Annotated in this window: 23 protein-coding genes and 8 tRNA genes; 11 read left to right on the top strand and 20 right to left on the bottom strand. The window is 43.4% G+C overall.

Annotation, left to right across the window (positions count from 1 at the left end; genetic code table 11):
• Positions 1 to 75: 75 nt before the first annotated feature.
• From CXF86_RS12530 to orn, 9 genes are all read right to left on the bottom strand, one after another.
• Positions 76 to 151, bottom strand: a tRNA-Gly gene (locus CXF86_RS12530).
• 95 nt (positions 152 to 246) lie between these two features.
• Positions 247 to 322 (bottom strand) — tRNA-Gly (locus tag CXF86_RS12525).
• Between the two features lie 20 nt (positions 323 to 342).
• Positions 343 to 439: transfer RNA gene (locus CXF86_RS22750), tRNA-Gly, on the bottom strand.
• A gap of 16 nt (positions 440 to 455) precedes the next feature.
• Positions 456 to 531: transfer RNA gene (locus CXF86_RS12520), tRNA-Gly, on the bottom strand.
• A 20-nt stretch (positions 532 to 551) separates the two neighbouring features.
• Positions 552 to 648: transfer RNA gene (locus tag CXF86_RS22745), tRNA-Gly, on the bottom strand.
• 16 nt (positions 649 to 664) lie between these two features.
• Positions 665 to 740, bottom strand: a tRNA-Gly gene (locus CXF86_RS12515).
• 48 nt (positions 741 to 788) lie between these two features.
• Positions 789 to 864: transfer RNA gene (locus tag CXF86_RS12510), tRNA-Gly, on the bottom strand.
• A gap of 130 nt (positions 865 to 994) precedes the next feature.
• Positions 995 to 1,070, bottom strand: a tRNA-Gly gene (locus CXF86_RS12505).
• Positions 1,071 to 1,266: 196 nt separating this feature from the next.
• The gene (gene orn / locus CXF86_RS12500; RefSeq protein ID WP_102039134.1) at positions 1,267 to 1,812 is read right to left on the bottom strand and encodes an oligoribonuclease; all 546 of its coding nucleotides are present in this window, start codon (positions 1,810 to 1,812) and stop codon (positions 1,267 to 1,269) included.
• Between the two features lie 124 nt (positions 1,813 to 1,936).
• On the opposite strand from orn, the gene rsgA reads away from it, so the two are divergent.
• From rsgA to CXF86_RS12475, 5 genes are all read left to right on the top strand, one after another.
• The gene (rsgA, locus tag CXF86_RS12495) at positions 1,937 to 3,004 is read left to right on the top strand and encodes a small ribosomal subunit biogenesis GTPase RsgA (protein ID WP_101092535.1); all 1,068 of its coding nucleotides are present in this window, start codon (positions 1,937 to 1,939) and stop codon (positions 3,002 to 3,004) included.
• Positions 3,005 to 3,030: 26 nt separating this feature from the next.
• Entirely contained in the window at positions 3,031 to 3,894 is an 864-nt protein-coding gene (asd, locus tag CXF86_RS12490) for an archaetidylserine decarboxylase (protein WP_101092536.1), read from the top strand.
• A 9-nt stretch (positions 3,895 to 3,903) separates the two neighbouring features.
• On the top strand, positions 3,904 to 4,788 hold the full coding sequence (locus tag CXF86_RS12485; protein WP_102039133.1) for a DMT family transporter: 885 nt from the start codon (positions 3,904 to 3,906) through the stop codon (positions 4,786 to 4,788).
• Between the two features lie 70 nt (positions 4,789 to 4,858).
• A complete protein-coding gene (locus CXF86_RS12480; protein ID WP_101092538.1) occupies positions 4,859 to 8,050 on the top strand; it encodes a mechanosensitive ion channel domain-containing protein in 3,192 nt (1,063 codons plus the stop codon).
• A gap of 26 nt (positions 8,051 to 8,076) precedes the next feature.
• Positions 8,077 to 8,772 (top strand): glycerophosphodiester phosphodiesterase, encoded by a 696-nt coding sequence (locus CXF86_RS12475; protein ID WP_102039132.1) that lies wholly within the window; start codon positions 8,077 to 8,079, stop codon positions 8,770 to 8,772.
• A gap of 107 nt (positions 8,773 to 8,879) precedes the next feature.
• On the opposite strand, the gene CXF86_RS12470 is transcribed toward CXF86_RS12475, so the two are convergent.
• Complete coding sequence (locus CXF86_RS12470; protein WP_102039131.1) at positions 8,880 to 9,212, bottom strand: DUF3392 domain-containing protein; 333 nt, start codon at positions 9,210 to 9,212, stop codon at positions 8,880 to 8,882.
• 48 nt (positions 9,213 to 9,260) lie between these two features.
• Here CXF86_RS12470 and CXF86_RS12465 point away from each other — a divergent pair, with 48 nt between their 5' ends.
• Complete coding sequence (locus CXF86_RS12465) at positions 9,261 to 10,187, top strand: D-2-hydroxyacid dehydrogenase (RefSeq protein WP_102039130.1); 927 nt, start codon at positions 9,261 to 9,263, stop codon at positions 10,185 to 10,187.
• Positions 10,188 to 10,395: 208 nt separating this feature from the next.
• Complete coding sequence (locus CXF86_RS12460; protein WP_101092542.1) at positions 10,396 to 10,587, top strand: bacterioferritin-associated ferredoxin; 192 nt, start codon at positions 10,396 to 10,398, stop codon at positions 10,585 to 10,587.
• Positions 10,588 to 10,664: 77 nt separating this feature from the next.
• Here CXF86_RS12460 and parC read toward each other — a convergent pair whose 3' ends face one another.
• Genes parC through nudF form a run of 7 tightly spaced genes read right to left on the bottom strand, consistent with a single transcriptional unit; the run spans position 10,665 to position 18,616 of the window.
• The gene (parC, locus tag CXF86_RS12455) at positions 10,665 to 12,932 is read right to left on the bottom strand and encodes a DNA topoisomerase IV subunit A (protein WP_101092543.1); all 2,268 of its coding nucleotides are present in this window, start codon (positions 12,930 to 12,932) and stop codon (positions 10,665 to 10,667) included.
• The gene (locus tag CXF86_RS12450; protein WP_101092544.1) at positions 12,932 to 14,074 is read right to left on the bottom strand and encodes a PQQ-dependent sugar dehydrogenase; all 1,143 of its coding nucleotides are present in this window, start codon (positions 14,072 to 14,074) and stop codon (positions 12,932 to 12,934) included. The genes parC and CXF86_RS12450 overlap by 1 nt, the downstream gene beginning before the upstream one ends.
• 44 nt (positions 14,075 to 14,118) lie before the next feature.
• Positions 14,119 to 16,005 carry a DNA topoisomerase IV subunit B gene (parE, locus tag CXF86_RS12445; RefSeq protein ID WP_101092545.1) on the bottom strand — a complete coding sequence of 629 codons (1,887 nt, stop codon included), beginning with the start codon at positions 16,003 to 16,005 and terminating at the stop codon, positions 14,119 to 14,121.
• Positions 16,006 to 16,060: 55 nt separating this feature from the next.
• The gene (locus tag CXF86_RS12440; protein WP_101092546.1) at positions 16,061 to 16,633 is read right to left on the bottom strand and encodes a YqiA/YcfP family alpha/beta fold hydrolase; all 573 of its coding nucleotides are present in this window, start codon (positions 16,631 to 16,633) and stop codon (positions 16,061 to 16,063) included.
• A 30-nt stretch (positions 16,634 to 16,663) separates the two neighbouring features.
• Positions 16,664 to 17,503: a 3',5'-cyclic-AMP phosphodiesterase gene (cpdA, locus tag CXF86_RS12435; RefSeq protein ID WP_101092547.1), complete on the bottom strand. Its 840-nt coding sequence runs from the start codon at positions 17,501 to 17,503 to the stop codon at positions 16,664 to 16,666.
• Between the two features lie 21 nt (positions 17,504 to 17,524).
• On the bottom strand, positions 17,525 to 17,959 hold the full coding sequence (locus tag CXF86_RS12430) for a DUF1249 domain-containing protein (protein WP_101092619.1): 435 nt from the start codon (positions 17,957 to 17,959) through the stop codon (positions 17,525 to 17,527).
• Positions 17,960 to 17,998: 39 nt separating this feature from the next.
• The gene (gene nudF / locus CXF86_RS12425) at positions 17,999 to 18,616 is read right to left on the bottom strand and encodes an ADP-ribose diphosphatase (RefSeq protein ID WP_101092548.1); all 618 of its coding nucleotides are present in this window, start codon (positions 18,614 to 18,616) and stop codon (positions 17,999 to 18,001) included.
• 290 nt (positions 18,617 to 18,906) lie between these two features.
• On the opposite strand from nudF, the gene tolC reads away from it, so the two are divergent.
• Entirely contained in the window at positions 18,907 to 20,229 is a 1,323-nt protein-coding gene (tolC, locus tag CXF86_RS12420) for an outer membrane channel protein TolC (protein ID WP_101092549.1), read from the top strand.
• Positions 20,230 to 20,305: 76 nt separating this feature from the next.
• Here the strand turns inward: tolC and CXF86_RS12415 are convergent, their stop codons facing one another.
• Together CXF86_RS12415 and CXF86_RS12410 are read right to left on the bottom strand one after the other, a co-directional pair.
• On the bottom strand, positions 20,306 to 21,895 hold the full coding sequence (locus CXF86_RS12415) for a GMC family oxidoreductase (protein ID WP_102039129.1): 1,590 nt from the start codon (positions 21,893 to 21,895) through the stop codon (positions 20,306 to 20,308).
• A 38-nt stretch (positions 21,896 to 21,933) separates the two neighbouring features.
• Positions 21,934 to 22,449: a TAT leader-containing periplasmic protein gene (locus tag CXF86_RS12410; RefSeq protein WP_101092551.1), complete on the bottom strand. Its 516-nt coding sequence runs from the start codon at positions 22,447 to 22,449 to the stop codon at positions 21,934 to 21,936.
• A gap of 191 nt (positions 22,450 to 22,640) precedes the next feature.
• Here CXF86_RS12410 and CXF86_RS12405 point away from each other — a divergent pair, with 191 nt between their 5' ends.
• The 3 genes from CXF86_RS12405 (at position 22,641) to CXF86_RS12390 (ending at position 25,173) form a co-directional block, all read left to right on the top strand.
• Entirely contained in the window at positions 22,641 to 23,633 is a 993-nt protein-coding gene (locus tag CXF86_RS12405; protein WP_102039128.1) for a hydrolase, read from the top strand.
• A complete protein-coding gene (locus CXF86_RS12400; RefSeq protein ID WP_101092553.1) occupies positions 23,627 to 23,881 on the top strand; it encodes a YheU family protein in 255 nt (84 codons plus the stop codon). Before CXF86_RS12405 ends, CXF86_RS12400 begins: the two co-directional genes overlap by 7 nt.
• Positions 23,882 to 24,285: 404 nt before the next feature.
• Positions 24,286 to 25,173, top strand: a complete 888-nt coding sequence (locus CXF86_RS12390; protein WP_101092554.1) for a phosphoribulokinase — start codon at positions 24,286 to 24,288, stop codon at positions 25,171 to 25,173.
• Positions 25,174 to 25,596: 423 nt separating this feature from the next.
• Here the strand turns inward: CXF86_RS12390 and CXF86_RS12385 are convergent, their stop codons facing one another.
• A complete protein-coding gene (locus CXF86_RS12385) occupies positions 25,597 to 26,379 on the bottom strand; it encodes a tetratricopeptide repeat protein (protein ID WP_101092620.1) in 783 nt (260 codons plus the stop codon).
• Between the last annotated feature and the right edge of the window lie 194 nt (positions 26,380 to 26,573).

Raw genomic sequence — 26,573 nt, 5'->3', positions numbered from 1 at the left:
AGTTTGGAGTTTGGAGTTTGGAGTTTGGAGTTTGGAGTTTGGAGTTTGGAGTTTGGAGTTTTACTTGAGGAAGATTGGAGCGACATATCAGGTTCGAACTGATGACCTATACCTTGGCAAGGTATCGCTCTACCAACTGAGCTAATGTCGCGTAATCTTTTTCATCACACTCTAGCTGTATACATTAACCAAAGGTATCGTTTTCACCTTTAGCAACTGAGCTAATGTCGCGTAATCTTTTTAAATTGGAGCGACATATCAGGTTCGAACTGATGACCTATACCTTGGCAAGGTATCGCTCTACCAACTGAGCTAATGTCGCGTAAATCTTTTAAAAATTGAAACGACACATCAGGTTCGAAAAAACTAACCGATGACCTATACCTTGGTAAGGTATCGCCCTTTTGCTCTAATAAAGAGTCAACTGAGCTAATGTCGCGTAAATCTTTTTAATTTGGAGCGACATATCAGGTTCGAACTGATGACCTATACCTTGGCAAGGTATCGCTCTACCAACTGAGCTAATGTCGCGTAAATCTTTTAAAAATTGAAACGACATATCAGGTTCGAAAAAACTAACCGATGACCTATACCTTGGTAAGGTATCGCCCTTTTGCTCTAATAAAGAGCCAACTGAGCTAATGTCGCGTAAATCTTTTTAAATTGGAGCGACATATCAGGTTCGAACTGATGACCTATACCTTGGCAAGGTATCGCTCTACCAACTGAGCTAATGTCGCGTAAATCTTTTTTGCTTACCGAATTTGGTAATTCAATAAGTAAATATTTGGAGCGACATATCAGGTTCGAACTGATGACCTATACCTTGGCAAGGTATCGCTCTACCAACTGAGCTAATGTCGCATAAATCTTTTTATTACACTCTAGCTGTAAACATTAACCAAAGGTATCGTTCTTCACCTCTAGCAACTGAGCTAATGTCGCGTAAATCTTTTTTTGCTTACCGAATTTGGTAATTCAATAAGTAAATATTTGGAGCGACATATCAGGTTCGAACTGATGACCTATACCTTGGCAAGGTATCGCTCTACCAACTGAGCTAATGTCGCGTAAATCTTTAAATGCTGTCTTAACTATACTCGCTGGATTAAAGGTCTCGTTTCTCACCTTTGCCAACTGAGCTAATGTCGCATTTCAACTTTTTTACTTAATCACTAAGTTTGCCGTTTAGTGAAAAGTTGAGGCCGCATTATAGGAGAATTTCACTGCTCTGCAACCCCTTCTTGCAAAAAAATGACTGATTGCTTAAATTTTGAAAACTTTCGCACGATAAAACTGCAATTCGGCGATAGATTCCTGAATATCGAGTAAAGCTTGATGCGTATTTTGCTTGGTAAAGCCTTTCATTGCTGATGGCTCCCAACGTCGAACTAGCTCTTTTACTGTACTGACATCTATATTTCGATAGTGAAAGAAGTCCTCAAGCGCTGGCATATAACGATTTAAAAAACGGCGATCTTGGCCAATGCTGTTGCCACACATAGGTGAAGCACCCGCTGGAACATACAACGACAAAAATGCGATCGTCTGTTCAATCGCATCTTCTTCGCTAAACTCACTGGCTTTAACACGTTCAACGAGTCCTGATTCGCCATGGTGCTTTTGATTCCAATCATCCATCAATGCAAGTTGTTCATCAGTTTGATAAATTGCAATCACAGGACCCTGTGCGATAATATTCAACTCTTTATCAGTCACTATAGTCGCTATTTCAATAATTCTGTCGACTGCAGGCTCAAGCCCCGTCATCTCAAGATCGACCCAAATAAGGTTGTTTTCATTTATAGCCATAAAGTGACCTGTAATCCTTGTTAGCCTAAATTCAGGCTTTTTTGTTTAAGACGGTGTATCATACTGCTTTTTTAAGCGACAAAAAATCACCTTTATAATTGAAGGCTATTTACGTGAGTAATACGTGAGCAAAAAGAAACCATTAAGCCAAGGTCAGTTACGCAGAATGCGCAACAACCAAAAAAAGAAATTACAGAACAGCGATGCTGGCGAAAGTACTCCTGAATTACAGGATAACTCTTTAGGCCCTGAGCAGTTAGGCACCATTATTTCTCGTTTTGGTCAGCATGCGGATGTTGAGACCGAGACAGGCCATTTAGCGCGCTGCAATATACGCCGTAATATTAAAAGTTTAGTCACTGGTGACAAAGTTATTGTGCGTTTAGCAGTAACGAGTGAATCTGGTGCCAGCCGAATTGAAGGTATTGTTGAAGCCGTTCATCCAAGGCATTCACTACTGTCTAGACCGGATATGTACGATGGCGTTAAGATTATTGCCTCTAATATCGATCAGATCCTTATCGTCACTTCTGTTAAGCCTGCGTTTACCACGCAAATTATCGATCGTTATCTTGTCGCCTCGGAAGATACCGGAATTGCGCCCGTTATCGTACTCAACAAAGTCGACTTGATTTTACCTGAAGAGCTAGCTGAAATAGAAGCTGCACTGCAACGCTATCGCGATGTCGGTTATGAGGTCTATAAAGTCAGTAGTAAAACCGGTGAAGGTGTCGAACAGATAAACCAACTGATGAATGGAAAAGTCAGTGTGTTTGTAGGCCAATCAGGTGTCGGTAAATCATCGATGATCAACGCCATGATGCCAGACGCAGAGTTAGTCATTGGTGATATATCTGAGAGTTCAGGTTTGGGTCAGCATACAACGACCACCGCTAAGCTACTCCACATATCCACCGGCGGTGACTTAATTGACTCCCCTGGCGTCCGTGAATTCGCCCTATGGCACTTACCCGCTGAAAGAGTGGGCCAATGCTTTATTGAATTCAGAGAATATCTAGGGACGTGTAAGTTTAGAGACTGCAAACACCTCAATGATCCTGGTTGCTCAATCACCGAAGCGTTAGCAGCCGGTAACATCAGCGCAGATCGCTACTATAACTACCACAAAATCATTGCCAGTCTGGATGAACAAAGACACGCTCGTCATTTTAGAGCTGGTCCAGACGAATAAAAAATAGAACTTAAAGGAATTTGAAATTGGATAAAGTCAAAATTGCACTGCAATATATTATGCCAAAGCATTTGGTATCACGTCTTGTGGGTAAATTAGCCGCAGCTGAAATGGGTGCTGTCACCACGGCTGCAATTAAATGGTTTATTAAGCAATACAAAATTGATATGAGTGAAGCCGCTCAGCCCGCGCCTGAAGCTTATCCAACTTTCAATCAGTTTTTTACTCGTGCATTAAAGCCTGGCATTCGTCCACTATGTGAAGACAAAGATTACATCATCCACCCGGTGGATGGCGCAGTCAGTCAATTAGGTCCTATTGAAGATGGACGCATTTTTCAAGCAAAAGGCCATGACTATTCATCTCTAGCGTTACTCGGTAATCAGGCTAATGATGCAAAACGTTTTGAAGACGGTGATTTTGCTACCATTTATCTAGCGCCTAAAGATTATCATCGCATTCATATGCCAATAAAAGGCACTCTGTCTAAAATGACATATGTACCAGGTGAACTGTTTTCAGTTAACCCGCTAACCGCGCAAAATGTTCCAGGCTTATTCGCCCGGAATGAGCGTGTTGTGGCGATTTTCGAAACGGAAATTGGCCCTATAGCAATGGTACTTGTTGGGGCAACGATTGTGGCCAGCATTGAAACAATATGGGCTGGTACTGTTACGCCGCCAACAGGTCAAGACGTGTTTACTTGGGATTATCCCACTGAGGGGCCTGAGGCTCTTACCCTTGAAAAAGGTGAAGAAATGGGACGTTTCAAACTGGGCAGCACTGTCGTTATGCTATTTGCTAAAGACGCACTCGACGAGTTTGCTGACGGCGTAGAGCCAACAAGCATTACCCGTATGGGTCAAGCTTTTGCAAAAATTGAAGACTAATTAACACCATTGAATCCAAGTGATAAAAAAACAGGGCTACTTGAGCTGCATTTAGCGGTACTGCTTTTTGGTGGTACAGCCCTGTTTTCTAAACTCATCCCTTTAAGTGCGTTAGATATTACCGTACTGCGCTGTGTTGTCGCAGCAGCGGTACTCGCACTTATTGTTAAGCTGAGTAAGCAAAAAATAGCACTCGAGGCAGCAAAGGATTATCTCGTCGCTATTGGACTGGGTATTATCGTTAGTTTGCATTGGGTAACTTACTTCGCCTCAATGCAACTATCTTCAGTTGCAATTGGCATGATAGCCTTCTTTACTTACCCCGTTATGACGGTGCTCATTGAGCCATTGGTCACTAAATCCAAACTAAAACTTGCCGACGTCATCAGTGGTATTTTGGTATTGACCGGGGTGGCTTTACTTATCCCAGAGGCGAGTCTTGGCAACGATGTCACCCTCGGAATTGCCATTGGCGTACTCTCAGCTGCGCTATTCACCGCGAGAAATCTATTACATAAACGCTATTTTTCACAATATAGCGGTCAACAAGCAATGTTCTATCAAACCATGGTTGCAGTGCTTTTTCTTGCGCCATGGTTCACCACTGAAGTCAGCAGTATTGAGCTCAATGTTTGGTGGTTAATTGTATTACTCGGCGTGGTATTTACAGCAGCCCCTCATGCGCTATTTACCTCCGCACTGCGATTACTCAGCGCCAAAACCGTCGGTTTAGTGTCGTGTTTGCAACCCTTTTATGGTGCGGTGTTGGCATTACTTCTTCTCGGTGAAGATCTTGAACTCAAGACCGTTATTGGTGGAACATTGGTCGTTGCCACTGCAGTATTTGAAACGCAACAGAGCCATAAGTCACAACGGATTAAAAAGACTATATAGATCCATGTATTTATCTGAATAACTTGGCTACTATGAGTAAGTCCTTTTCGATTTATGCAAGCCACTAATCATGCATCGTTTTTTATTGGTTTTTCTGTGTTTTATTTGCACTATAGCCAACGCTAACCCGTCAACTCAACTTGAAAAAAGATTGGGTTTAAGTCCTTCGAGTAATAGCAGTACGCCACAAGAACAACTCGAGCTACTCAACAATAAAATAAGTGAGTTATCTCTCACGGAAGAGAGCGCTAGAGCGCTGGTACAAAATTTTGATCAGCATAAATCGAATCTTCTGAATCAAATCAGAGAGGCGCTGCAGCCGCTCGCATGGTCAAATAAGCAAGACTTGAATCAACAAGGTTCGCTAGCGTACTTACGTTTATCTGAACTAAAAGAGATAGAAGTTAGCTTAAGCAATAAAATCAATAACTTAATAAAATCACTCGACAGCCTCCCCGATGCTTTAAGCAAGGCAAGAGCGACACTCACTAAACATAAAAAAAACCGTATAGCGAGTGATCAAACCCTATCAAACCAAATACTAACTACCCAGGAAATATTATATAAGCAGCGTGTCGCAACGTTAGAGGCGATGTTAGCAAGCAGCCAGAAAGAGATTGATCTCAATCAACTGCAGCTCAAATTGGTACGACAGCAACTACAGCAACAAGAGCAACTCATTGAACGCCTCAATCAAGAGCGAGAGATACAACGGCATAAACGTACAGAAGCTGCTATCGCAAGTAGTTTATTGCCTGAGTCAAATGGCGCAGACCCAATAGCCCAATCGCTTAGTGATGCGAATTTAGGCTATGGTGAAACACTAAAATCACTCAACTTAAAAATAAGCCAAGCGCTTACACAACAAGAGCAAGCAGAAGCTCAATACCAAGCTCAAGCTAAACAGCTAACCAATATCCAACAGCAGATAAGTTGGATTAAACTAAACTCCGCTTTTGGCGAGCGTTTTTTACAAATGTTGCAAGCACTTCCTAAGCCGCCAAGCCAAGACCCGGTCCAAAATGACATTGCCAATGCACGGCTAGCGCGCTATCAAATCGAACAGGCGCAAACCGTCAGTCTACAACAACTCAACAATGTGCCTAAGCCAACGCAACTGCACGCTAAATTGCTTGTCTCTCAAGAACTCTTATTGCAACAGTTATTACAAAGCTACGATCTGTACTTAAGTGAACTGGCTGATTTAAGAGTGAGTAATGAGCAGCTAAATCAACAGTATTTAACGTTAAGAGATACCCTAAACGAGCACCTATTCTGGGTGCCCAATGCTAATCGAATTGGCGGTTTGTGGCTTACCGATCTACAACAAAGTGTACAATGGATGATCCAGCAAGCGCCGTTACAGCAATTGCAAACATCATTCAGTGAACAGGGGAGCTTATGGTCTTGGTGGTTGATTTTATTCATCGTCAGCCTAATCGCGCAGGATATTGTTACCCCTAAGTTCAAAGCCGCCATGCGCCGCGAGTTACCTTTTGTTGGCAATGTCACCCAAGATAAATTTATTTATACTTGGCATGTGTTCGTTAACTCAGTCAGCTATAGCCTATTAAAGCCATTACCTATTATTTTAGCGGGGGCCATTTTCTATACTTCGAGTCTTAACTTTGTGTCAGCTATTGGCATGGGCGTTATCGCAATAGGGGCTTTTTACCAGCTCTATCGTCTTGTGCATTTACTTGCATTAGATAAAGGACTGTTAATCAACCACTTTAAAGCGCAACGTGATGTTATTCGTGTAGGGCAAGAGCGATTTAAACAACTCACGATTATGGTTATGCCATTTTTGGGATTTGCCGCATTTGCAGAGATCATCGACACCTCTCTTGTTAGAAATAGCCTTGGCCGCGGTGCATTCATTATTTTTTGCTTAATGCTGTTCTGGTTCTATAAAGATATTTTAAACATTGCTAATCGAGGCAATAAACATCATCAGAACGATAAAAATAGAAAACTGATCCAAAAACTACTTTGGGCATTGCTGATAATGACCCCTATTGCCTGTGCGTTATTAGCTTTTCTCGGCTACTACTACACTGCATTTCAAATGTTTTTACAGCTACAGATATCACTCATTTTAGGCTTAGGTTTCTTACTGTTATATCAATTAACCAAACGTTGGATGCTCATTGAAAGACGACGTATTGCGTTCGAACGCGCTAAAGCTAAACGTGCGGAGGTACTCGCCCAACGTGAGAAAGGCGAAGTAAACGCTCCTGAACAATTAGATACCTATGAAGAACCAGAGGTCGATTTAGAGACCATTTCAGGTCAATCTCTGGGCCTAGTCCGCTCATTGTTACTATTGGCATTCTTAGCCAGTATTGTAGGACTGTGGACCCAAACTCATACTGCGTTGTTCTCTTTGCTAGATGGGGTGACGTTATGGTCTAGTAATACCACGCTCAATGGCATTGAGCAGCAATTACCAATAACCTTAAAGTCATTGCTACTGTCATTTATCATTGTTGGTTTTTCGATGATGATAGCCACTAATCTGCCAGGTTTGATTGAGTTAACCATCCTGCAACGGCTCGATTTAAGCCAAGGTACTGGTTTTGCCCTTACGACAGTTAGCCGCTATCTGGTGATCTTCTTCGGTATATTAAGTGGTTTCTCAACACTCGGAATGGAGTGGTCTAAGCTGCAGTGGCTAGTCGCTGCATTATCGGTCGGCTTAGGTTTTGGTCTACAAGAGATCTTCGCTAATTTTATCTCTGGCTTGATCATTCTGTTTGAAAAACCAGTTCGAATTGGTGATACGGTGACGATCAGAGATCTCACCGGAACGGTAAGTAAAATTCAGATCCGAGCAACCACAATTATTGATTGGGATCGTAAAGAGATTATTGTGCCCAACAAGGCCTTTATTACCGAGCAGTTAATTAACTGGTCGCTGTCAGATCCTATTACACGCGTTATTGTTTATGTATCCGTTGCACGAGACTCCGATCCTGCTCGTGTTGAAGCAGCCCTTTATCAAGCGGTTCAAGAGTGTGATGATGCACTTCTAACGCCAGAGCCAGAAGTTTGGTTTGCAGGCTTTGGCCAACATACTCAAGACTTTGAAGTGAGAGCCTATGCAAAAGATATGGGCACTCGTTGGCCATTAAGACACAAACTGCACAAACAGATCAGCAAGAAGTTACGCGATAACGATTTAGAGCTCGCCTACCCTCAGCTAGAAGTTCATTTATCGACGGGACAGAGTAAAGATGTCCAAAGCTTGATAAGAACCTAATACTCAATGACTCAAGAAGCCAACTAATGAAAATATATGCTCATCGCGGCGCAAGTGGCTGCGCTCCTGAAAATACCACCAAAGCTTTTATGAAGGCGGTTGCACTAGGAGCAAAAGCCGTTGAGTTGGATATTCATTTGGTCGAAGGCGAACTCTATGTTTTTCACGATAGAAGGCTTGACGCCAAAAGCTCGGGTAAGGGGCTTATCGATAAAGCAACTAAAGATTATTTACTAAGTATCTTCGTCTCTGGTGAAGCGATTCCTAAGCTGACAGAGGTATTAGCCGCGTTAAAGCCTCACAATATTGAAGTCAATATAGAGCTTAAAGGCCTATCGGTGTTGCCCGCCTTTATTAACCTGTACGCTAGTCTGCTCCACGAGCAGAATTATGATCCAAGCTTATTGTTAATCTCATCTTTTAATCACCCGATGTTAAAAGCCTTTAAACAGTCTTTTCCTTGCGCCAATGTGGCGCCACTGATTGAGGGCGTGCCACTTAATTTAGCGCAAGTGGTCACCGATCTCGACGCCTACTCTATCCATTTAGGCCTCAGTTTTGTCACCAAAGAGATGATTGATGATGCACACCAACGCGGGGCTAAAGTTTATGTTTATACCGTGGATTTTGCCGACGACATAACAATGCTGGCGGCACTTGGAGTGGATGGCATCTTTACTAACTTTCCAGATAAAGCCATTACCGCATTAGCGAAACATTAACGGGATAGAATTGAGCCAATGAATAGCCAATCATGCAATTTATAGCTGATAGTTTGAATATCTCTTTCTCAAAATAGTGCAATGTAATCTACACTAGAATTAATGGCTTAAACTTGTTTATTTCGTTGAGCCCAACCCCCTATAGCAAAGAAAATCGCGATAATAAGCAGGAACAACCAGTGTGAAGATACTCCAGCCATATATTGCGCTAGTAGCGGGCTTAACTTCACAATGATTAAGCCATAGCCGAATGCATTTACTAAGACAAAAATGAATGTTCGAATAATAAAAGATCGCCCCGTTAAATAGCGGCGCAAAAAGCGGTTAATATCACTACCAAATACAACAAGTGCACAAGCAATAATTGCAGTTGAAACTTCTGTTAGCCAAGGATAGATAAACGAACCTAAATAGCTAAGAAATTCAATTAATTTAGACATTAATATCCTCAAGTTTAATGATGTAGAGCTAGAATAAAGGGAGTCTGCATGGGACACAAGTTACTATTGCTTACCAGAGAAAATGAACGCTATCGTCAGCTTTTGGCTTCTTGCCATCTGCCTAATATTCACATTCTGGATGATAACCCACAAAATATTTTCAATGCCGACATCTGGCTCGCAGAACCCAGCCTCGCCGCCCCCATATTGCCCCATGCTACCAATTTGAAATGGATGCAATCGACGTTTGCTGGAGTGGATGCACTCGTAAAACCGAGACAGCGCCGAGACTATGAGCTGACCAATGTGCGTGGCATTTTTGGTCCATTAATGAGTGAGTATCTGTTTGGTTATCTATTGGCGTATCAGCGAGAGCACGTCAAATATAGAGATCAGCAAGCTCAAAAAATTTGGCTTCCGGGTAGCTACAAAACGTTGCAAGGGCAAAACCTATTGCTGTTAGGAACAGGCTCCATTGCTAAGCATATAGCCCAAACAGCTAAACATTTCGGCATGCATGTCATTGGCATTAATCGTGGCGCAAAACCGACAAAAGGCTTCGATGAAGTCGACACGTTAGCCAACCTAACACACCACCTGCCTCGTGCTGATGCTGTCGCCAGTATTTTACCCAGTACCCCTGAAACACGAGGAGCACTCAACCAACATACGCTATCGTTGTTAAAAAAAGAGGTAGTGTTATTTAATCTCGGTAGAGGCGATGTACTCGATTTAGACTCCTTATACATTCAGCTGATCCAAAACCAGCAGCAACAAGCGATCCTTGACGTCTTTAATCAAGAACCTTTGCCTGAGGAACACCCTATTTGGTCACTCGACAATGTGGTGATTACGCCGCATATTGCCGCGCCAAGCTTTCCTGAGCAAGTGGTAGAGATCTTCTCAGAAAACTACCGTAAGTGGATAAAGGGGGAAAAGCTATCTCATCGAGTTCATTTCGAACGCGGCTATTAAACCCGTCTTACAAGCGCAAGAGTCATGAACCGACAAAGCAACATAAAACACAACCAAGTGCGCAAGCTGCCACTGGGTTGTGATCCACTGCAACCTTTTTAATAACCGTAAACCTAACAAACGACTGATAACCATTCTCATTAGTTATTAGCATTGAGAATCATTTTCATTTATACTGCGTGCATATTCGATTGTTGGATCATTATTTATGTACGTTTGCCTTTGTCATGCCATTACAGATACCCAGATTAAAGAAGCCGTTAGCCAAGGCGATGCTTCATTAGCGGATGTAAAGAAGCGTCTGGGCGTTGCAAGCCAATGTGGTAAATGTGCAAAGATGGCAACTCAAATAATCCAAAGACAAGTCGATATTGAACCCAATTGTTATGAAGTCGCTTAGTATTTAGGAAGCAGTTTATCAATAAAAAATGCAGCCATTTGGCTGCATTTTTATTGTCTATCATTCAGAGGTTTCCGCTACTCTTGCGGCGAGCCTTCGCCTAACTCAACACTATCAACACGCTGAAGTCCACGGGGTAACTTAGCTCCTCTACGGCCACGCTCCCCGCGGTAATGCTCCAAATCACTTGGCTTTAAGGTGAGTTTCCGCTTACCGGCCCACAAGGTGACAGACATACCTTCAGGGATCACTTGTAGATGTGTTAGCAACTCTTCCCGGCTTTTAGCGCGTTCAGTCGGTATACCAATGATCTTGTTACCCTTACCTTTGGTCAGCTGCGGTAAAGCATCTAACGAGAAGAGTAACATTCTGCCTTCGTTGGTAATTGCTAGAATAGATTGTGCTGTCGATTTATCGACTTTTTGTGGCAGCAATACCTTCGCATTGGTAGGTAAACTCAACAAAGCCTTACCCGCTTTATTACGCGATATCATATCTTTATTTGCCGCAACGAATCCGTAACCGGCATCTGAGGCTAAAATATAGCACTGCTCTTCATCTGCCAGTAATACATGCTCTACCGTTGCACCAGGTGCGAGATTAAAGCGAGTGGTTATTGGCTCGCCTTGAGAGCGGGCTGACGGCAACGTATGGGTTTCAGTGGCGAATGACCGACCGGAAGTATCAATAAACACACTCGGTTGATTACTGCGCCCAGGAGCGGCACAGAGATATTCATCACCCTCTTTATAAGACAAGCTCTTTCCATCAACCTCGTGCCCTTTGGCACATCGTACCCAGCCTTTTGCTGACAATACAACAGTAACAGACTCTACAGGGACAAGTTCTAGCTCCGTAAGCGCTTTAGACTCTCCGCGCTCTACCAGTGGAGAGCGTCGCTCATCACCGTAATTTTCACCATCTCTAATCAGTTCTTTTTTAATTAACGTTTTCATACGACGCTCAGAACTTAACAACAGTTGCAGCTTGTCACGCTCAGCGGCTAACTCATTTTGCTCAGACTGGATCTTAAACTCTTCTAACTTAGCCAAATGGCGCAATTTCAGATCCAAAATCGCATCGGCCTGCTTATCTGACAGATTGAATCTTGTTATTAACTCAGCTTTGGGCTCATCGTGAAAACGGATGATTTCGATGACTTCATCTATATTCAAAAATGCAACCATTAGGGCATCAAGAATATGCAGTCTCGATAAGATTTTATCTAAACGGTATTCTAAACGACGCTTAACCGTTGTGGTACGGAACACCAGCCACTCCGTTAATATTTCAAGTAGACCTTTAACTTGTGGACGTCCGTTTAGACCTAATATATTAAGATTGACTCGATAACTTTTCTCTAAATCCGTGGTTGCAAAAAGGTGTGCCATCATCTGATCACAATCAACGCGGTTAGAACGCGGCACAATGATCATCCGAACAGGGCTTTCGTGATCAGACTCATCACGTAAATCCGTTACCATGGGCAGCTTCTTAGCCTGCATCTGCCCTGCCATTTGCTCTAATATTTTGCCGCTACTCGCTTGATGTGGCAATGCGGTAATCACCACCTCACCATTTTCAACCGTGTATACAGCACGGGCTCTAATCGAGCCTTTACCGGTCTGATATATTTTGGCAATATCAGCAGCTGGAGTAATTATCTCTGCTTCTGTTGGGTAATCAGGTCCAGGAACAAACTCCATCAAACGTGGCAAGTCAGCTTTCGGGTTATCGAGTAACTCGATACAAGCTCCCACAAGCTCCTTAACATTGTGTGGTGGCACATCTGTCGCCATACCAACAGCGATACCGGTAATGCCGTTGAGTAAGATATGAGGCAATCTCGCGGGCATAACTAACGGCTCTTTCATGGTGCCATCAAAGTTTACGCCCCAATCAACAGTCCCTTGTCCAAGTTCACTTAGCAGAACTTCAGAAAATTTTGACAGTCTAGCTTCGGTATATCGCATCGCCGCAAATGACTTAGGATCATCGGGTGCTCCCCAGTTTCCTTGACCGTCGACCAATGGATAACGATATGAGAACGGCTGTGCCATAAGCACCATGGCTTCGTAACATGCACTGTCACCATGAGGATGGTATTTACCGAGCACGTCACCGACCGTACGAGCTGATTTCTTATGCTTTGACGTTGCGGACAAGCCAAGCTCGCTCATCGCGTAAATGATACGCCTTTGTACCGGTTTCAGTCCGTCACCAATATGCGGCAGAGCACGGTCCATGATCACGTACATGGAATAATTAAGGTAGGCCTCTTCCGTGAAGCGGCGCATTGGCATTTGCTCTACGCCGTCTAAGCTTAAATCTATCGCATCACTCATTAATCATTATCCTGTGACTGATTTTTTTGTGTCTCTTTGTAATACAAACGGTAAACGTTACCTTTCAAATCGTCCGAAATATACATGCCACCATCGGGTGCGGTGATCAACGAATGGGGTCTGGCTACCGGAAATTCACCATCTAAGAAGCTAACAACGGTGCTACGCTTGACGACTTGTTTATCTTTTATCTCAAGCATTACTATTTGATAGCCAACTTTACTTGAGCGATTCCACGAACCGTTTTCAGCAACAAACATTTGATTCTGATAACGTTCTGGAAATTGGTCGCCACGATAAAAGTGCAGCCCCTTAGGTCCAACGTGAGCAGGTAGTTCGTATTGGGGAGCGACCACTTTTAAGTTTTTAGGCTTATCATAAGCGGGTTCAATAACATCTTTTCCGTGGATATAGGGAAAGCCATAATGACTGCCTACAGTTTCAACTTTATTAATCTCATCTGGCGGTAGGTTATCGCCCATCCAATCTCGACCTAAGTCTGAAAACCACAACTCTTTATCTTCAACAGACCAGTCAAAAGCCGCAACTCGACGAACACCACTCACAATTTGCTCGCTTTCGCCAGTGTTGACGTCGATAGCAATAATGCTACCAAACGGTGCTTCAGGCTCACACACATTACAGGGTGCACCAATCGCGATGTAAAGCCTGCCATCAGGGCCAAAATGCATGGCACGTTTGCTTTTTTGGGTGTTACCAGGTAAACGATCATAAATTTCTTTCGCTCGGCCCGGACGCCTTAGCCGTGATTCAATATCAACAAATCTTAAGATCCGTTCATCTTCAGCCACATATAAAGCACCATCATGAAAAGCAATCGCTTCGGGGTAATGCAGCCCTTTAGCAATGATATAACGCTTGTCTACTCTACCATCTTGGTCTGCATCCACGAGCGCGGTTATGGTTCCTTCTTTGTAGGAGCCAACAAACAGTGTGCCATTGCTCCCTAAGGCCAGCTGTTTCGCATCGCCCAAATCGGAAGCGAACAGTGTTAAACCAAAGCCTTTAGAGACTGTGATCATCACAGGCTCCGCGGCTATACTCGTTGCGCTACAAATAAGCTGAATCAATATTGCGGACAGGCCGACACATATTTGTTTGGGGTGATTTTTAAACGTCATTATTCTTCTTTTAGTTTAGTGCTCTGTTGAGGTAAGCGATCTATCTAGATCTGCGCTAAATCACCCTTTGTCTCCAGCCAAATTTTTCGGTCGCCAGAACGTTTTTTAGCAAGCAGCATATCCATCAGTGCTAATGTGTCATCAACATCGTCAATGGTCAGTTGAACCAATCGACGCGTATTGGGATCCATTGTGGTCTCACGCAGCTGCAGTGGATTCATTTCACCTAGTCCTTTAAATCGTGTTACTTGGACTTTCCCTTTGCGTTTTTCAGCTGCGATGCGGTCAATAATACCGTCTCTCTCTGAATCATCGAGTGCATAGAACACTTCTTTGCCAATATCGATACGGAACAAAGGTGGCATAGCCACATAAATGTGTCCTTGCTCCACCAGGACACGGTAATGCTTCATAAATAGCGCACACAACAAGGTCGCAATATGCAATCCATCGGAGTCAGCATCCGCTAAAATACAGATTTTACCGTACCTTAATTCAGAAATATCAGTGCTGTCGGGATCACAACCAATGGCAACCGAGATATCATGAACCTCTTGTGATGCCAGCACTTGCGATGCATCGACTTCCCAAGTATTGAGGATTTTACCTCGCAACGGCATAATTGCTTGAAATTCACGATCACGCGCTTGCTTAGCACTCCCCCCTGCAGAGTCACCTTCCACCAAGAACAGTTCGCCACGCATTGGGTCTTGACCACTGCAATCGGTCAGTTTCCCAGGTAATGCTGGGCCAGAGGTAATACGCTTTCGCGCAACTTTCTTTGCTGCTTTTAAACGTTTCTGTGCATTATTAATGCACATATCAGCCAAGGCTTCAGCTTGTTCTGTATTGGTGTTCAACCACAGGCTAAATGCATCGCGTACAATCCCTGATACAAAAGCTGCACATTGTCGGCTCGATAACTTCTCTTTGGTCTGCCCTGAAAATTGTGGGTCTTGCATCTTGATAGACAAGATAAAGGTGCAACGATCCCAGATATCTTCAGGAGTTAACTTGATACCACGTGGCATTAAGTTTCTAAATTCACAAAACTCACGCATGGACTCGAGCAAACCTTGCCTAAAACCATTGACGTGCGTACCACCTAACGGTGTTGGAATAAGGTTTACGTAACTTTCATTTAAGTAATCGCCACCTTCAGGTAACCAAGTGATAGCCCAATCAGCGGCTTCAATATTACCTTTAAAACTCCCTACAAATGGGTCTTCTGGCAACGTAGGGGCACCAGCAATTGACGACTTTAAATAATCTTCTAAGCCGCTTTCATAGAACCACTCTTGTGTTTCATTAGCCTGCTTGTTTACAAACTTAATTCTCAAACCAGGACACAATACAGCCTTAGCTTTAAGCAAATAACTGAGCTTGCTCACTGAGAAGTTGCCTGAGTCAAAATAGCTTATATCTGGCCAAAAATGGACTCGAGTACCGGTATTTCGTTGACCACAGGTGCCAGTGACACGTAGATCTTCCACTTTTTCACCGTGCTCAAAAGCCATATCATAGACTTCAGCATTTCGTCTTACGGTGATTTCAACTCGGTTAGACAGGGCGTTAACAACCGAAATACCCACCCCATGTAGACCACCGGAAAATTGGTAGTTTTTATTAGAAAACTTTCCACCAGCATGCAGCTTAGTGAGGATCAACTCAACGCCGGGGATCCCCTCTTCAGGATGAATATCCACAGGCATGCCGCGGCCGTCATCAGTGACTTCAAGTGAGTTGTCAGTATGTAAGATAACGTCGATTCGACTTGCGTGCCCAGCGAGAGCTTCGTCGACACTATTATCTATGACTTCCTGTCCTAAATGGTTCGGGCGCGAAGTATCGGTATACATACCCGGGCGACGTTTTACAGGGTCAAGTCCGTTTAGGACTTCAATAGCATCTGAGGTGTATTGATTTGTCATGGCACACATATTTTTTTGTTATTCAGGCCATGTTGCGGCCCTACGGGTCTATTTGTCAAGAAAACAGGTATTCACAAATGGAAGCAAGCTGCTTTTCATAGCCTATAAAGCGATGTTCGCCGTCTGGTTCTATTAACAGTTTACAACAATGATATTTCTGTACGGCCTGTTTATAGTCGAGTACTTCATCGCCTGTTTGTAACAGTACATAAAAGCGATCAGGATTCATAATAGCTGCAGTATCGAACTCAGCAATATCCTGTTTATGTTTAGTTGAAACCTGATAGGTTTCATTTGTATAGGGATTGTACTGAGTGCCGATGAATTCATCAAACAGTTCGAAGGGTTTTACCGCAGGATTAATCAAAACTGCGCGCCCACCGTAGTTTTCAGCCAAATAACTGGCAAAATAGCCTCCTAATGAAGAGCCTATATAGCTCACCGGCTTATTTGCAGCTTTGGCTTTTTCTACTATTTGAATCAATAACGCCATCGCCTCTAGTGGCTCACTAGGCAACTGTGGTTGATAAAAGTCTAATTCGGGATAATGTTGCTTAATAAAACTTGCGGTCACAAGTCCTTTGTCTGAAAGCGGAGAGCTATTAAATCCATGAATATAAAGCAGCATAGTTCCTCACGCTGCGGTGTTATATCTTACTTAATAACCGCCAGCTTCATTGTCAGGTGAAAAGTTTTCGCCTGGTACCCGATACACGTTAGTTAGGATGCTACCATCAGACTTAAGCTCCAGCAAACGGTAACCCGGTTGAAGTGCATCTAATGCAAAATAGGGAGACTTAGGTTTAAATTGAATACAAGTCGACGGCGTGGCCATTAACTTGACTGGCCCATGTGGCCCTAGATGAATAGTATCAATACTTTGGTGGATATGTCCCCAAAGTAGCCCTTTGACTTGTCGGTAACGCGAGACCTGCTCAATAAAGTCGCTGCCGTTGTCCATACAGTGTTGATCTAACCAAGCACAACCCGCAAGAACAGGATTGTGATGCATCACCAGCAGGGTGTAGCGGTTAGGTTCAGCTTTAATGGCATTATCAATGAGACTTAACTCGTCATCCGACATATGCCCACCGGGCCTGCCTCTAACCGTAGAATCCAGCATAATAATTTGCCAATTACCTGCCAGTATCCTTTTTTGCCCATATACTTTCTCACCCTGCATATGCAGATTCATAATACGGGGGTCATCATGATTCCCAGGCAAGTAATGACAAGGCAAGTTTAACGGGGTAATAGCATCGACAAAATTATGGTAAGACTGGTTTGAATAGTCTTGACTGATATCCCCTGTCGCCAACATAAAGTGTGCCGGGTAATCAACAGCAGCAATGGTATTCAATACTGCATTCAAGCTATGGGAAGTGTTCAAACCTAGTAACTGGGCTTCAGGATCAGCAAAAAGATGAGGGTCAGTGACTTGCACCATTCTCACACTGCCTGACTCAGAAATTGAATAAGAGATTGCCTCTTTTAGCAAAGTAATTACCTAAATACCAGATTAACAAATAAATTTAGTTAAGTTATCTATCTTCAATAACTCTTCAAGAAACGCATTCACTTGATACTTTTCATCACGATGATGCATATACATATTTGGATAATCATACACTGGACGTAATTGGTAAATCTGTTGACTAGTTAACACTTCTGCTAATTTAGCATCATGATAAACGCGAACTGATACTTTGGGCCTTGACACTAATGCATGATCGCCTGCACACCTTGAAATTTCGACCAGTTGAGTATATTTAGTATTTTCCAACAGCCGAACATCCAGCCGACCAAACTCACCAGCAACTTGCCAATGCTGACCTTCGCAAGGCTCTTGTGTAAGCCAACGCTGAATATGCATATAGTTGCGAGCACAGACAGCCAAAAACTGACTGATATTGGGCTGGTACTTGTTCTTGCGGACGTATGTGACTTTTGACACGATATAGTTCCAAGGATCTTTTAAGCCGAGCAACAATGATCATTTTTCACTATTGCGTTTAATCAAATCTCGATAGTTCAATTGCAGCCATTGCAGGCCAATGACGGTGGAGGCATTATCTATCAGTCCATCTGTTAACATTTTGTAAGCTAATTCTCTGTCCACTACATGGACTTTTATGTCTTCATGCTCCTCAGGTAAACCGTAGTTTCCACCCGCATTTGATGAATCCACTGCAGCCCAATAAAAGTCAAAGCGCTCGCTTGTACCACCTGGGCTTGAAAAATACTGATTTAGCTTAGTAACACTCAACGCGTCAAGACCGGTTTCCTCTTTAAGCTCTTTAATGGCAACATTTTCAGATGTTTGACCCGGATCAATCATCCCGGCGACTAATTCAAACAACCAAGGCGATTTAGCGCTGCCGAGCACTGGTATGCGGATCTGCTCAATCAGCACCACTTTATCTTTAATCGGGTCGTAGGGTAACACAACGACAGCATGTCCTCTTTCAAACACCTCTCTTGTGACCTCACCACTCCAACCGCCGTCAAACAGCCGATGTTTAAAGCGATACTCTTCCATTTTGAAGAAACCTTTATATAAGGTTTTCTTAGCGAGCAATTCAACATCTTTATGACTAAAAGTATTGTTCATTTATTCCCCTAAACCTACTTGTTTATCAAGGTGTTTATGCCAAAACAAAGCAAAGTAAATATATTAATACTAAGATAAAAGGCAGATCTGATTATTGCGATAAAAAACTGTTACACTTCATAGTTGACTTAGGAATTGTAGGTTTTTACTATCTACCCACTAAGTTTAGATGTATTGGGAAGCGTCGGGAAGCGCAAACCGCCTAACTTTTCATTTTAAGTTAGGCATAACTAAACAAAACAAAGTTAAATTCGCTCCTCAATGGGGAATTTTGTCTAAAAGGACAGCAAATGAAATTCAAGATCCGCTATCTATGTGCCGCACTGACGCTGGCCGTCTCTGCTCAGGTCGCACATGCCGACGACCTTCTACAGATATATCAACAAGCATTAACCAGTGATCCTATTGCGCTGCAAGCCAAAGCACAGCGTGATGCACTTTATGAGCAAATAGAAGAGCAACGTGCACCGCTATTGCCAACCATTAGTGCCAATGTCGGTTACGATAAAGCGTGGAACGATAATTCAGCAAACACCGCTGAAGATACCAGCGGCATCGTTGGTGGCATTTCTTTAAATCAAGTTATCTATGATCACAGTGCATGGGTAGGTTTAAGCTTGGCAGAAAAAGCGGCATCTCAAGCTGACTCAGCATATGCATCTTCGCTGCAAAATTTGATTATCCGTGTCACGACAGCATACTTCGATGTCCTTACCGCAAAAGATAACTACGAGTTCCAAGGTTCAGAGAAACGTGCAATTGATCGCCAACTTGAACAAACAAAACAACGTTTTGCCGTAGGTCTTACCGCAATTACCGACGTGCATGAAGCTCAAGCACAATATGATTTAGCCAACGCAACTGAAATTCTAGCTGAAAATACACTTGCCAATAGCTATGAAGCACTGCGTGAAATTACCGGTATTGATCATAAGAGTATTAATATCTTAGACACTAACCGTTTTTCTGCAGCCCCCATTGCCCCCGCAATATCGGCTGACTGGGTCAAAATAGCAGAAACCAATAACGTTGATTTAATGACAACACGTATTGGTAAAGATATTGCCGAAGAGACCATTACGCTTTATAAAGCCGGTCACATGCCTTCACTGAGCCTAAATGCAGGATATAAGAAGGGAATTGAACAAGACACCGGTGGTATTAACCAACCTGACTTCGATAATGGCACAGTTGGTGTCACACTGAGCATTCCTATTTTTGAAGGCTTTAAAGTCACTTCTCAAGTCAATCAAGCTCAGTATCAGTATGTTGAAGCAAGTGAGAAGCTTGAACAGACACACCGTAAAGTCGTTAAAGATATCCGTAATAACTTTAACAACGTTGGCGCTTCGATCAGTTCAATCCGTGCATATGAGCAATCAGTGATCTCATCAGAGAGTGCACTAAAAGCAACTCAAGCCGGTTTTGAAGTGGGCACTCGTACTATCGTTGACGTGTTAAACCGTACTCGAGACTTATACGATTCAAAACGTAAACTGTCTGATGCGCGTTATGGCTATATCAATTCAATCATTGCGCTTAAGCAAGCTGCAGGTACATTGAATGAAGATGATATTAGCAACATTAACAGTGGCCTAATAGCACCACTGTAAATGCTAAGATAGATTATTGAACAATAAAAAGCCCGCTGTTATCAGCGGGCTTTTTTAATACTCAAAATATTGTTGTTTAACTGGCGGTCAATTTTTCTGCAAGACGAGTCGCATTGCGTGCCGTTATTCCGTATATCGACAATTGCGGGTTTGCACCTAAACTCGTGGGAAATATGGATCCATCCATTACCGATAAGTTTTCAAAGTAGTGAGACTCACCGTAACTATTGACCATCGACATTTTAGGGTCTTCCCCTAACGGACACCCTCCCATCACGTGTGCAGAGGCAACAACCGTCTTTAATGGCGCCAAGTCCATCTCCGCAATCGCCTTTTTAGCTTCGGGCCAACTGTTTAAATAAGGCATGCCCTCACTAATGGGTAACACCTTGTTGGCTCCGGCGGCAAATTGCAGCTCAGCCATACTGGCGTAAGCGCGTCTTGCTGCTCGCCAAAAAGCATCCGTGAGCGTGTAGTCTAACGTACTGCCATGATCGGTTAACTTAACCTCACCGCCAGGACTGTTCTCATGATAACCATCTCTAACCAACGCGATGGTGACTTGTAGTTGGTTAAAGTTCGCCATTAATTCAGCATGACTTTGTCCGTAACCTATCGTTTTGGATGCGATCAAAATAGGATGAATGGGCGGTACTTCTAGCTTATAACCGAGCTCGCCATCGACGCCATTTTTCCATACAAACTCATCTGAATAAATGGATTGTGGCGCGCCACTATGACCATTAATGGGATCAGAGAAAATAGCACCACTAAGTAAACTGGGATGCAGGAAAGTCCGTTTACCGATAATCTCATATGGATCAGGTAACTTTGAGCGCAACATTATCGTCGGTGTATGGATTGCACCCGCGGCCAGAATATAGTGCTTTGCCTTGAAGACGATCTCCACCGGTAACGGTTTCATATTACTGTCTAATGCCTGTGCTTTTAATGCATAAATTTTGTCATTATGATGCTCAAGCTTCATCACTTTGGCCTGACTGACCAGTGTCGCGCCCTGCTCTAACGCAGCAGGTATTGTGGTTACCAACATTGATTGTTTAGCATTCACCGGGCAGCCCATACCGCAATACCCTGTATTCCAGCACCCTTTTACATTGCGCTTAATAACAGTGTAATCCCAACCTAACTGCTCACACCCTTCTTTTAAAGCGGCATTATTGCGATTAGGATCGAATGTCCATTCACTGATATTGAGCCGCTGTTCCATTTTTTTGAACCAAGGTGTCAACTCATCTGTTGAAAGTCCGACGACCGATTTTTTTGAGGCCCAATAAGCTAAAGCGGGATCTGGAGTTCGGATAGATGTCGTCCAATTAATCGTAGTGGAGCCCCCTACAGCTCGGCCCTGAAAAATACCAATCGCTTTATCGGTTGTCTTCATTCCAGCTGCTTGTTGGTAGAGATCAGGATAAGCGGTCCGCTCCTCCATAACAAAGTCTTTAGAAGACTTCAGAGGCCCGCCCTCAACAATAATGACTGACAAGCCAGCATTAGTGAGGATCTCTGCGGCAGTTCCGCCTCCAGCGCCACTCCCCACAATAACCACATCAGCTTCAAACGTTTGATTTGATGTTAACTGTCCCGCATTAATATGCGCCCAGCCCGAATTTAGCCCAGTAACAATCGGATCTTCAATGGCCACAAATTACTCCTCACAACCGACACGGTTTACGAATAACATCAATTAATCTCCTCAAGAAAATCGGGCTTAGCGTAATGTAATCGGCTCCAATGCTCCGGGTCCGAGTAATAGCTTGCCATGACCAACTCTCTTAAGCCTTGATAAGCTGTCACCATCATTTCGATATAGCTTGTACGCCATCCTTGCAGCATCTCTATTAACTCCACGCTGTTACGCATCATCAGTGGCGTCATGCTGCCCGTAAGAATTAACAGTCCTAATCGCCCTTCTAATAAGTCTAACAACTGTTCAAGCTCGGCCTGGCTATCTTCGGGTAACAACAAGATCGTTTGTTCAATAGCATCTAAGGTGCGGTTTTCAGCATCTCTTTTTAACCCAGGTACGTCAGGTAGTGCACCGTCGAGAAATACTGGCAGTAATACGCTAAAAAGCAGTCGATGTTTACCATCAAGCTTAGGATTGACATTGATGTAATCGGTAGAACAATAATTAACGCCTAGTGCTAGGCATGCCGTTCCAGCTAATGCAGTCGTTATAAAAGTACGTCGTTCCATCTTGTCCTCTTATTGTTATTATTGGCTTTTTATAAAAGCTGACGTTGATAAAAGGTGGGGTTTTCATCTTGCCTAATCACCACTAAGACACTGAGTTAAAGCGCTCCAAATTTGCTTTTTCGATCTGTGTTACACTCTTGTCATAATAACAATTAAACACACGTTTTAATTTTCAGCAATAGCCAATTATGATGACACACAAATTTTCACCTGCCTGGTGGGCTAAAAACCCCCATATCCAAACGATTTTACCCGTGCTAACCAAAGTGGACAGACCACCGTTAGAAAGGGAAAGATTAGAGTTAGACGATGGTGATTTTATTGATCTTGACTGGCAAGGTAAGCCCCAAACAGGCCAGGTCATTGTTGTTATCGTACATGGCCTAGAGGGCAGTTCAGCGTCTCATTATGCACGCCGTATTCTGGCCGAATGTAAAACGCAAAAACGATGCGCCGTAGTACATCATCATCGAAGTTGCTCTGGCGAATTAAATAGGCTGGTCAGGGGTTATCATAGCGGTGATACTCAAGATATTCAGGCGACTCTGATGCTACTTAAACAACGCTATCCGGACTCCCCTTTACTGGCTGTGGGGTATAGTCTTGGTGGTAACGTTTTGATTAAGTATCAAGGCGAACAACAAGAGAAAAGCTTAATTGATCGAGCCGTTGCCATCTCTGCACCGTTACACCTTGCTGCATGCGCTAAACGCCTAGAGAGCGGCTTTTCAAAGGTGTACCAGAGCTATCTAATCAAACAACTGCAGGAGAAGATGATTGGCAAATTATCGACTCCTGCACTACAAGCCCTAATGCCTATTGGCAAAGCTGAAATTGAAAAATTGACCACTTTTTATGCTTTTGATGATCAGATAACGGCGCCACTGCACGGTTTTAATGGTGTGGACGACTATTACCATCGCGCCAGCGGTCTTCCATATTTGAGCACAATTCAAAAACCAACCTTAGTGATCCATGCCAAAGATGATCCCTTTATGACCCATGCAGTGATCCCGACGAGTGACCAGTTAGCGGCACAGGTCGAATATGAATTACATGAGAATGGTGGCCATGTCGGCTTTATTGAAGGCGGTACGCCATGGCGCCCACGCTACTATATTGAAAAGAGAATTTTGTCTTTTTTAACCTCTCACCTCAATCAACCTGAGAATAAACCATGCTAGTTCCGTATGAATCATTAAACCAATTGCCCCCTGAAACATTTGAAAACATTATCAAAGAGTTTCTTATTGGCCAGCTAGAAGATGGCAGTTTTTCAGGTACTGATGCAGACAGTATGAAGAGTGCGATTTCGACCTGTCGTGCCGCACTCGCGCGTGGCGAATTAGTGGTCGAGTTTAGCGAAGAAGAAGAATCTATCGCAATTAGGCGTAAAGAAGATATTGTAACAATGGATCCAGCTCAAGATTGACCTGAGAGATTCGAATACGTATAACTATACCCAATCAACTTCAAGATGTATGATTTCAGTGGGAATTAAAAGTGACTTAAACAAGGCTTTGGGCGCAGCGCAATAGCTGGTTTATTGTCAAGTTCAGTTACGCGGTTTAAATCACTTTTAAACCCACCCAAAGGGAGCGCCTGAGCAAAGCCACTTTTTTCGTTGCGCAGTTTGATAAGGGAACAACCATTATTACAACTGTGCGCCTTGAATTGGCTCCGCTCAGGCAGCTCTGAAACAGGCACTTTGAAGTAGAATGGGTATAAAATTCACATACAGTTTTTGAAGAACCAGATTTGTTGCAGGATCAAAACCATTAGCCATATTTGGCGGTGTCCAGGTGATATTCAACTGTCTCTATTTTAGGTAAAAAAATGTCAGCGAAACATCCTATTATTGCTGTTACAGGCTCATCCGGTGCCGGTACGACAACGACAACAACTGCATTCAATCATATCTTTAGGCAACTTGGGATTAATGCAGTCATTGTTGAAGGCGATAGCTTTCATCATTTCACTCGCCCAGAAATGGCGGTGATGATCCGTAAAGAAAAAACTGAAAATCGTAACATCAGTTACTTTGGCCCTGAGGCCAACGATTTTCAACGTTTAGAGCAATGCTTTAGCGACTATGGCAGCACAGGCCAAGGTGAGACCCGCGCATACCTGCATACCTTTGACGAAGCCGTTCCATTCAACCAAATGCCAGGCACTTTCACCCAGTGGCATCCGCTGCCCGAAAATACCGAAATGCTTTATTATGAAGGTCTACACGGCGGCGTAGTCACCGATGATTGTGACGTGGCACAGCATGTCGATCTGCTGATAGGTATGGTACCTATTGTTAATTTAGAGTGGATTCAAAAGATTATTCGAGACACTTCTGAACGAGGTCATAGCCGTGAAAAAGTCATGGACTCGATAGTGCGCAGTATGGACGATTATATTAACCATATGACACCACAATTCTCTCGCACCCATATTAATTTTCAACGGGTGCCAACCGTAGATACCTCGAACCCTTTTAGTGCAAAAAGCATCCCGAGCTTAGATGAGAGCTTTGTGGTGATCCGTTTTCGTGGCATTAAAAACGTCGACTTCCCTTATTACTTGCGGATGATCCAAGGCTCCTTTATGTCTCGCATCAACACGTTAGTGGTGCCAGGTGGCAAGATGTCGTTGGCTATGGAACTGATCCTAACCCCACTGGTTAAGGACTTAATGGATAAACGACTGCAGCTAATCACACCAGAAAATGAGTAATTCAATCCGACGATTCACAGTCTTAAGATTTGTTTAAGGTAGGTTCTGTAGACTTTGGCTTATCGGGATTTCAGGCGAAAGAACGATAAGTTAGCATGCTCTTGGCGGTGAATTCCCCCATCTTGATCTGTTTATTACCTTGGGCATGCTGGCTAACCTCTAAATAAAGTGAATTCTATCCCCATGTTGATCTGTTCATCTCCTTGGAAATACTCGCTAACCTCTCTTAACAATCAACATCCAGTGAATTCCACATCCATATTGATCAGATTATCCTCCGGAACATGGCCGCAGATAACAGCCTCGATTGAGTAGGTCTGTGGATTTCCATATTTGATTAGAGGTAATAACTAGTTGAATGGGTTTATTCGAGACACAAAAAAAGCGCTTAATCACTTAAGCGCTTTTCAAATTTGATGAGTATTAATTACCGATTAAAGGCACCACTTCACGAAAGGGCTCAAAGTTTTGGTATGTTTCCAATCGCTGGATAAACGCACCCGTCTTACTTTGATCAGAGGTGAGTGCTAATGCCTCAATCGCTTTTTGCTGAGTAGAAATGGCTGCATCAAAATCGCCAACTTCCGCATACGCTGCGGCAAGGTTATCCAATGTGGTCGGGTCTTTTTTATTCGCTTTTAGCAGATTAAGTGACAGCGCTAATGCTTGGTCACCGTCTCGATACTTAGCTTCTGGACACGTCGCTAAAATCCAAGCAACATTACTTAATGAGATCTCATCGCCGACCAGCTTAAATTGCTCTACCGCTTTACCACAATTACGCTCAACCCCTTCGCCACCAGCAGCATAAATAAAGCCTAATCTAAAGTCAGCCCGCTTATTGCCCTGCTTACTCAGCGCCGTGTACCACTGTTTTGCCGTTGGCAGGTCACGAGTCACTATGCTGCCTTCAAACGCCAAGTCAGCGACTGTTTGCTGCGCTTTAGCATGGCCTTGCTTAGCAGCGCGGGTCACCCACTCCATGCCTACAGTTTGGTTCTGTTCAACAAATCGTCCAGACAAATACATCAACCCAAGTAGATATTGGGCATCGGAATCACCGTGAGCCGCTTTCAAATGGATATGTGCTACCCGGCTGGCTTCAGCTGTGCCTACAGGCTGAGGAATTGAAAAAGCTTGAGCAGCAGGGCTCGCGGCTATCAAAAAGACCACTACAGTATTTAAAATCCAAGGTCTAAACTTCACACGCGCTCCTATTAAATCAAACAACTCAAGCATGGCTAATTGATCAATGCTGAACTATATCTTTTAGCAGTTAGCCAGAAATTCAGACAAAAGTCGAGGATAAAGCCCTTAACTATACAAATGAGAATCACTCTCATTAAAAGCGTCCGAATTTATGACATTAAATCCAGCCTTGTATTAAGCGATGATTCGCC

The organism is Shewanella sp. GutCb, from assembly GCF_002836135.1.
GTDB lineage: Bacteria > Pseudomonadota > Gammaproteobacteria > Enterobacterales > Shewanellaceae > Shewanella.
Note: the sequence above shows the minus strand (reverse complement) of the source record. Positions and strands in the feature narration are given on the sequence as shown.